This window comes from Rothia santali (genome assembly GCF_024199905.1).
Taxonomy (GTDB): domain Bacteria; phylum Actinomycetota; class Actinomycetes; order Actinomycetales; family Micrococcaceae; genus Rothia; species Rothia santali.
Map to the genome: position 1 here is coordinate 1 of NZ_JANAFB010000066.1, position 8,166 is coordinate 8,166.

Annotated in this window: 5 protein-coding genes and 1 pseudogene; all 6 read left to right on the forward strand. The window is 72.8% G+C overall.

What is annotated here, in order from left to right; genetic code table 11:
• A pseudogene (locus NBM05_RS14840) lies at positions 1 to 628 on the forward strand (3-methyladenine DNA glycosylase); the annotation flags it as partial.
• A gap of 204 nt (positions 629 to 832) precedes the next feature.
• Positions 833 to 2,050, forward strand: a complete 1,218-nt coding sequence (locus NBM05_RS14845) for a polysaccharide deacetylase family protein (protein WP_254169036.1) — start codon at positions 833 to 835, stop codon at positions 2,048 to 2,050.
• A gap of 175 nt (positions 2,051 to 2,225) precedes the next feature.
• Positions 2,226 to 2,477, forward strand: a complete 252-nt coding sequence (gene purS, locus NBM05_RS14850; RefSeq protein WP_254169038.1) for a phosphoribosylformylglycinamidine synthase subunit PurS — start codon at positions 2,226 to 2,228, stop codon at positions 2,475 to 2,477.
• 5 nt (positions 2,478 to 2,482) lie between these two features.
• Positions 2,483 to 3,292 carry a phosphoribosylformylglycinamidine synthase subunit PurQ gene (gene purQ / locus NBM05_RS14855; RefSeq protein WP_373689350.1) on the forward strand — a complete coding sequence of 270 codons (810 nt, stop codon included), beginning with the start codon at positions 2,483 to 2,485 and terminating at the stop codon, positions 3,290 to 3,292.
• A gap of 35 nt (positions 3,293 to 3,327) precedes the next feature.
• Complete coding sequence (purL, locus tag NBM05_RS14860) at positions 3,328 to 5,631, forward strand: phosphoribosylformylglycinamidine synthase subunit PurL (RefSeq protein WP_254169040.1); 2,304 nt, start codon at positions 3,328 to 3,330, stop codon at positions 5,629 to 5,631.
• A 305-nt stretch (positions 5,632 to 5,936) separates the two neighbouring features.
• Positions 5,937 to 8,166: HAD-IC family P-type ATPase (locus tag NBM05_RS14865; protein ID WP_254169042.1), on the forward strand; the 2,230-nt coding region annotated here is incomplete at its 3' end.

Genomic DNA, 8,166 nt, shown 5'->3' on the forward strand with positions numbered 1-8,166 from the left:
GGCGGGGACCGCCGCGACCGTCGACGTCGGGGCCTTCCTGGACCGCCGCGCCCCCGCCGTGGACTTCACCCGCGAGATCCTCTCCCGGACCGCGGCCAAGCCCGGCAACTTCGGCTGCTTCGGGATGCACGAGTGGGCGATGGCCTACCGCTCGGAGGACAACGACATCCGCCACGAGCACCTCGAGCTGCGGCTGGGCCCGGACGGCACCGACGAGGTCGTGGAGTCCCACCGCATCCACTGCACCCACTTCGACGCCTTCCGGTTCTTCCAGCCGCAGGCGGTCGCGCGCAACGAGGTCCAGCCGACCCGCGAGCTGCAGCGGAACCTGGAGCAGCCCGGCTGCCTGCACGCCAACATGGACGTCTACAAGTGGGCCTACAAGCTGCTGCCCCTGGTGGACTCCGGGCTGGTCATGGACGCCTTCGAGCTGGCCTGGCAGGTCCGGGAGATGGACATGCGGGCGGCCCCCTACGACCTGCGGGCGTGGGGCTACGAGCCGATCGCGGTGGAGACCGCCGCGGGCAAGAAGCAGTACGCCACGATGCAGCGGGGCTTCGCGGCCCGCTCCGTCGAGCTGCGCCGGCGCCTCCTGGAGCGGATCGACGCGGGGGCGGCCTCCTCCTGAGCCCCTCCCGGCGGCCGAGCGACCGCCGCCTGTGCCTGCGTCTGGGCCCTCGTCCGCGCTCCCGTTCGCGTCGAACGACCGAAGCCCGCGCCCCGGCGTGCGCGGCCCCGCCGCCCCCGGACGCGTACCGCTGCGTAACCTTCGCGTCAGATACCTCCGGAGGAGGTGACAAACGGGGCGACTGCCCTAGCGTGGTGTGGGTCATTGCCCCTCGCACCCGACCCGGGAGTCCTCCTCGTGCCCCTCAGCCGCCGCACCATCCTCCTCTCCTCCTCCGCCGGGCTCGGCGCCGTCCTGCTGGGCGCGTGCAGCTCGCAGCAGGAGGAGACCGGCTCGACGACGGCGGAGTCGCCCACCCCCGAGGCGACTCCCACCCCGACCCCGGAGCCGACGCCGACCTACGAGATGACCGTCTGGGAGGACAACACCACCGTCCCCCACCTGTTCTTCCACTCCCTCGTGGTGGACACCGACCGCGCCTTCGACGGCGACGAGGACGCCGCCGGCTACCTCGACTACATGGCCACCATGGACGAGTTCGAGACCTTCCTCCAGCACGTCTACGACCGCGGCTACGTGCTGGTCAGCCCCCACGACATCTACGACGTCGCCCCCGGCGGCGCGGTGGTCTCCAAGCCGCTCGAGGTCCCCGTCGGCAAGACCCCCCTGGTCCTGTCCTTCGACGACCTCTCCTACTACGAGTACATGGAGGGCGACGGCTTCGCGGACAACGTGGCCCTGGACGACGACGACCAGGTGACCACCACCTACACCGACGCCGCCGGCAAGACCGAGCAGGGCGAGTTCGACTACGTCCCCGTCCTGGACCGCTTCGTCGCGGACCACCCGGACTTCTCCCCGCACGGGCGCAAGGGCGTCATCGCGATGACCGGGTACAACGGCGTCCTGGGCTACCGCACCTCCGACCTGGGGTACCGGGACGAGAACCCCGACCTGGAACAGGACAAGCAAACCGCCACCGAGGTCGCCGACGCCATGAAGGCCGACGGCTGGGAGTTCTCCTGCCACACCTGGGGCCACCTCAACTGCACCGAGATGCCGGTGGGCACGCTGCAGGAGGACATGGGCAAGTGGAAGGCCGAGGTCGAGCCGATCATCGGCAAGACCGACCTGCTGATCTACCCCTTCGGCGCGGACATCGCCGGGCCCGAGCCCTACACCGACGCGAACCCCAAGTTCGCGTTCTTCAAGGCCGAGGGGTTCAACTCGTTCTTCAACGTGGATGCGAGCACCCCGGCCTGGAACCAGTACGGCGACCGCTACCTGCGGCAGGCCCGCATCAACGTGGACGGGATCAGCCTCAAGGCCGCGATCGAGGGGAAGAACGACGTGCTGCACGGCTTCTTCGACCCCCACGCCGTGGTGGACCCGGCCCGGCCGGCGTCGATCGCGGGGTCCTGAGCCGCCCGGCCGGCGGCTCCCCGTGCGCCGCGGCCGGGCCCGGTCGGCGTCGGACCCCGGGCCGGGTAGACTGGTCGGGCAAGCTCGCGGAGCGTCCCGGATCCCGCATCCCGGCGTGAGACGGCACCCGCTCCCGCGCGCACTTGGACACCCCCACCGCGTAACAGGAGCCCGGATGCCCCGCATCATCGTTGACGTCATGCCCAAGCCAGAGATCCTCGACCCCCAGGGCAAGGCCATCGCCCGCGAGCTGCCCCAGATCGGCATCGACGGCTTCGCCGGCGTCCGGCAGGGCAAGCGCTTCGAGCTGACCGTCGAGGGCGAGGTCACCGAGGCCCACCTGGCCGAGGCGCGCCGCGCCGGCGAGGAGCTGCTGTCCAACCCGGTGATCGAGGACGTCGTCGACGTCTCGGTCGTGGAGGACTGATCCCCGTGGCCCAGCCCCCCGTGACCCTCGAGACGCCCCTGATTGCCGACCTGCGGCAGGACGCCCCCGACTCCCGGCTCGCCGAGGTGCGCGTCGGCGTCGTGACCTTCCCCGGCACCCTGGACGAGCGCGACGCCGCCCGGGCCGTGCGCCTGGCCGGCGGCACCCCCGTGCCCCTGTGGTACCAGGACTCCGACCTGCGGGACGTCGACGCCGTCGTCGTCCCCGGCGGCTTCTCCTACGGCGACTACCTGCGCGCCGGCGCCATCGCGGCCAAGGCCCCGATGATGGCCGAGGTGGCCCGCGCCGCGACCGCCGAGGGGACCTCCGGGTCCGCGCCGCTGCCCGTGCTGGGCATCTGCAACGGCTTCCAGGTCCTCACCGAGACGCACCTGCTGCCCGGCTCGATGATCAAGAACGACCACCTGAAGTTCCTGTGCCGCGACCAGCGCCTGGCGGTCGAGAGCACCGCGACGCCGTGGACCGCGGACTTCGAGGCCGGCGAGGAGATCGTCGTGCCGCTGAAGAACCAGGACGGCCAGTACGTGGCCGACGCCCGGACCCTCGAGGCACTCGAGGCCGAGGGCCGCGTCGTCTTCCGCTACGTGGGCGAGAACCCCAACGGCTCCCGCAACGGGATCGCGGGCGTGGCCAACGCGCGCGGCAACGTCGTCGGGCTGATGCCGCACCCCGAGCACGCCGTGGAGCCCGGCTTCGGCGCCTCCTCCTCCGGCCGCGGCGACGTCGCGATGCGCTCCGGCACCGACGGCCTGCGCATCTTCTCCTCCCTGCTCCACCAGCTCGTCTCCGCCTGATCGCGCGGCACCGAACCCCAAGGATTCCCCACCCCATGACCGAACAGCAGTTCAACCTGGACACCGTCGAGCACGCGGCGGACACCCCGGACACCGAACTCCCCTGGGCCGAGCTGGGCCTGAAGGAGAACGAGTTCGACGACGTCAAGAAGATCCTGGGCCGCCGGCCCACCGCGGCCGAGCTGGCCATGTACTCGGTCATGTGGTCCGAGCACTGCTCCTACAAGTCCTCCAAGGTGCACCTGAGGCAGTTCGGCCAGAAGGTCACCGAGGAGATGAAGAAGGACCTGATGGTCGGGATCGGCGAGAACGCCGGCGTGACCGACATCGGCGACGGCTGGGCCGTGACCTTCAAGATCGAGTCCCACAACCACCCCTCCTACGTCGAGCCGTACCAGGGCGCGGCGACGGGGGTGGGCGGCATCGTCCGCGACATCATCTCGATGGGCGCCCGCCCGGTGGCCGTGATGGACCCGCTGCGCTTCGGCGCGATCGACCACCCGGACACCGCGCGCGTGGTGCATGGCGTCGTCGCGGGCGTGGGCGGCTACGGCAACTCGCTGGGCCTGCCCAACGTGGGCGGCGAGGTCGAGTTCGACCCCTGCTACCAGGCGAACCCGCTGGTCAACGCGCTGGCCGTGGGCGTCATGCGCCACGAGGACATCCGGCTGGCCAACGCCTCCGGGGTCGGCAACCAGGTGGTCCTGTTCGGCGCCCGGACCGGCGGCGACGGGATCGGCGGCGCCTCGGTGCTGGCCTCCGAGTCCTTCGACGACTCGAAGCCCTCCAAGCGCCCGGCCGTGCAGGTGGGCGACCCCTTCGCGGAGAAGGTGCTCATCGAGTGCTGCCTCGAGCTGTTCAAGGGCTCGATCGTGGAGGGCATCCAGGACCTCGGGGCCGCGGGCATCTCCTGCGCGACCTCGGAGCTGGCCTCCAACGGCGAGGGCGGCATGCACGTGGACCTGACCAAGGTCCTGCTGCGCGACCCCTCCCTGACCCCGGGCGAGATCCTGATGTCCGAGTCGCAGGAGCGCATGATGGCCGTGGTCTCCCCGGCCAACATGGGCGCCTTCGAGGCAGCGATGCGCAAGTGGGACGTCGAGTACTCGGTGCTCGGCGAGGTCAACGACTCCCGGCGGCTGACGATCGAGTGGGACGGCGAGATCATCGTCGACGTCGACCCCCGCACCGTGGCGCACGAGGGCCCCACCTACGAGCGCCCGCTGGCCCGCCCGGAGTGGCAGGACGCCGTCCAGGCCGACCGCTTCGCCGGCTCCGACGCCGACGCGGACCGCCCCTCCGGCAAGGCCCTGCGCGCCGCCGTCCTGGAGCTCATGGCCTCCCCCAACCTGTGCTCCAAGGACTGGGTCACCGACCAGTACGACCGCTACGTCCAGGGCAACACCGCGCTCTCCCAGCCCGACGACGCCGGGGTGGTCCGCGTGGACGAGGAGACCGGCCTCGGCGTCGCCCTCAGCACCGACGCGAACCCCCGCTACGCCTACCTCGACCCGTACGAGGGGGCGCGGGCCTCGCTCGCCGAGGCCTACCGCAACGTCGCCACCAGCGGCGCCCGCCCGGTCGCGGTCTCGGACTGCCTGAACTTCGGCTCCCCCGAGGACCCGGCCATCATGTGGCAGTTCGCCGAGGCCGTGCGCGGCCTGGCGGACGGCTGCATGGAGCTGGGCGTCCCCGTGACCGGCGGCAACGTCTCGCTGTACAACCAGACCGGCGGGCAGGCCATCAACCCGACCCCGGTCGTGGCCATGATGGGCGTGCTCGACGACGTCGCCCGCCGCACCCCCTCCGGCTGGGAGGCGAGCCAGGACGGGCAGGCGATCTACCTGCTCGGCGAGACCGCCGAGGAGCTGGACGGCTCCGAGTGGGCGCGCGTGCGCGGCCACCTGGGCGGGCTGCCGCCGAAGGTCGACCTGGCCGCCGAGCGGCTGCTGGGCGACCTGCTGGTGAACATGTCCCGCGACGGGATCGTGGACTCGGCGCACGACGTCGCCCAGGGCGGGCTCGCGGCCACGCTGTCCGAGGCGTGCCTGCGCTTCGGCGTCGGCGCCCGGATCGGGCTGGGCGAGGTCGCCGAGCGCGACGGCGTGGACGCCTTCACGATGCTGTTCTCCGAGTCGCAGGCGCGCGCCGTCGCGGCCGTGCCCCGCACCGAGGAGGTCCGCTTCAAGGACATGTGCACCGCGCGCGGCTTCGCGTTCGCCCGGATCGGCGTCGTCGACGCGGAGAACGGCGCGCTGGACGTCCAGGGCGAGTTCTCGCTGGACCTCGCCGAGCTGCGCGCGGCCCACGAGGGCACCCTGCGCCGGCACTTCGGGTAGCGCGGGGCGGGGCGCTCCCGTCCCCCCCGACGAGACGCGGCCCCGCCGCCGCACAGAGCGGGCCCCCTCCACCGGAGGGGGCCCGCTCTGCGTCCGGGCCTCCCCACGCCGAGTGCCGGGACGAACGTATCCCCCTGCCCACCCGAACGTCGCGGGCGGTGCGGGCCTGCCGCGCCATCCGTCGCGGGGCGCCGCCGCTCCGGCCATCCCGAGGCGAAGACTACAGCTGGCGCTACCCCGCCCGCCCCGGGCCCCCGCCTAAGATGGAGGCGAACCGACCGCGCCGACCCGCCCCGAGGAGACCCATGCCCGCACGGACCAGGGACGCCGCCGCGGAGCTGGAGCAGCTCGACCACGAGGCGCTCGCCCGCACGGGCCTCACCGAGGCGCAGGTCGCCGAGCGCCGCGAGCTGGGGCTGACCAACCGCCAGCCGGACACCACCTCGCGCAGCGTCTGGGCCATCGTGCGGACCCACCTGTTCACCCTGTTCAACCTGGTGCTCGGCCTGTGCGCCGCGGTCATCATCGTCCTGGGCCGCTGGCTGGACCTGCTCTTCTCGCTCGCGGCCCTCAGCAACATCGTCATCGGCTTCGTCCAGGAGTTCTCGGCCAAGCGGCAGCTGGACCGGATCGCCCTGCTGCGCCGGGACCCGGCCCGGGTGCTGCGCGCGGGCCGGATCGTGGAGGTCCGGCTCGAGGACATCGTGCTCGACGACGTCCTGGTCCTCTCCCGCGGCGACCAGGTCCCGGCCGACGCGACGGTGCTCGCCGCCGACGGCCTGGACCTCGACGAGTCGATGCTGACGGGCGAGAACGATCCCGTGGTCAAGCAGCCGGGCGACCGCGTGCTCTCCGCCTCGAGCGTGACCGGCGGGTCCGGCCGGGTGCGGGTGACCGCCGTCGGCGACCGCTCCCACGCCTCCAGGCTGGCCCAGGAGGCCCGCCAGTTCAGCCCGATCGCCTCGGAGCTGCGCGCCGCGCTGGAGCGCGTGGTGCGGTGGATCTCGATCGCGCTGATCCCCATCATCCTCGTGGTCCTCAACGGCCAGATGCAGGCGGTCGGCGGGTGGCACCGGGCGTTCGCGGACGGCGCCTGGGAGGACGCGCTCGTCGTCGCGGTCTCCTCGGTGGCCTCGATGGTGCCGCAGGGGCTCGCGCTCATGACCACCATCTCCTTCGCGATCGCCGCGGTCCGCCTCGCGCGGGACGAGGTGCTGATCCAGGAGCAGCCCGCGGTCGAGGTGCTGGCCCGGGTGGACACCGTCTGCTTCGACAAGACCGGGACCCTGACCGAGGGCGGCGTCGCCTTCGACCGGACCCACCCGCTGGGGCCCGGGGCCGACGACGCCGCGGCCGCCGCGGCGCTGGCCTGGTTCGGCGCCGACCCCCACGCGAACCCGACGGCCGCCGCCCTCGCCGAGGGATTCCCCGAGCCGCCGGCCGAGGAGCCCGCCCGCATCCTGGCCTTCTCCTCCGCCAACCGATTCTCCGGCGTCGAGTTCGGCACCAGCGGGGCGTGGCTGCTCGGCGCGCCCGAGGTGCTGCTGCCGGCCGGCGGCCCGGACCTGTGCCGGGCCACCGAGATCGCCGCGCAGGGGCAGCGCGTCATGGTCCTGGCGCACGCCCGGCACCTGGTGCTGGGCGAGGACGGCCGCCCCGCCCAGCGCCTGCCCGCCGAGCACGAGCCGCGGCTGCTCGTCGTCTTCCGCGAGCAGGTCCGCGCCGACGCCGAGGAGACGCTCGCGTTCTTCACGGCGCAGGGCATCGACCTCAAGGTCTTCTCCGGGGACAACCCCGCCACCGTCACCGCCGCCGCGCGCCGGGCCGGCATGGACGCGGAGGGCGGGGCCGTGGACGCCTCGGCCCTGCCGGAGGAGGGGCCAGAGCTGGTGCGGGTCGCGCTGGAGCACCACGTCTTCGGGCGGGTCTCCCCGCACCAGAAGAAGAACATGGTGCTGGGCCTGCGCGAGGCCGGCCGCGTCGTCGCGATGACCGGTGACGGCATCAACGACGCGCTGGCCCTCAAGCACGCCGACCTCGGCATCGCGATGGGCAACGCCGCCCCCGCGACCAAGGCCGTCTCCCGCCTGGTGCTGTTGGACGGGAGGTTCTCGCGGCTGCCCTCGGTCATGGCCGAGGGACGCAAGATCATCGCCAACATCGAGCGGGTGACCCACCTCTTCCTGACCAAGACCAGCTTCGCGGTCCTGATGGGCGTGACGCTGGGGCTGCTGGCGTGGACGTTCCCGTTCCTGCCGCGGCAGTACTCCACCGCGGACCTGCTGATCATCGGCGGGCCCTCCTTCGTGCTGACCATGCTGCCGAACAACCGCCGGGACGTCCCCCGGCTCCCGAGGCGGGCGCCGGCCCTCCCCCCGGCCCCCCCCCGGCCGCTTGGTCCTGCTCCCCCCGCCATTCAAGGCCCGGGGCCGGGGCGGGGCAACCGGCTCACGCCGCTGGCTGAATCCCTGGCCCGGCGGGGCTCGCCTTCCTACGGTGAGGAGTGGAACGCCCCGTCGCAGGGGCACCGACGAT

Coding starts and splice junctions, on each gene's coding strand:
- purS (WP_254169038.1), top strand. CDS start 2,226: ATGCCCCGCATCATCGTTGACGTCATGCCCAAGCCAGAGATCCTCGAC.
- purL (WP_254169040.1), top strand. CDS start 3,328: ATGACCGAACAGCAGTTCAACCTGGACACCGTCGAGCACGCGGCGGAC.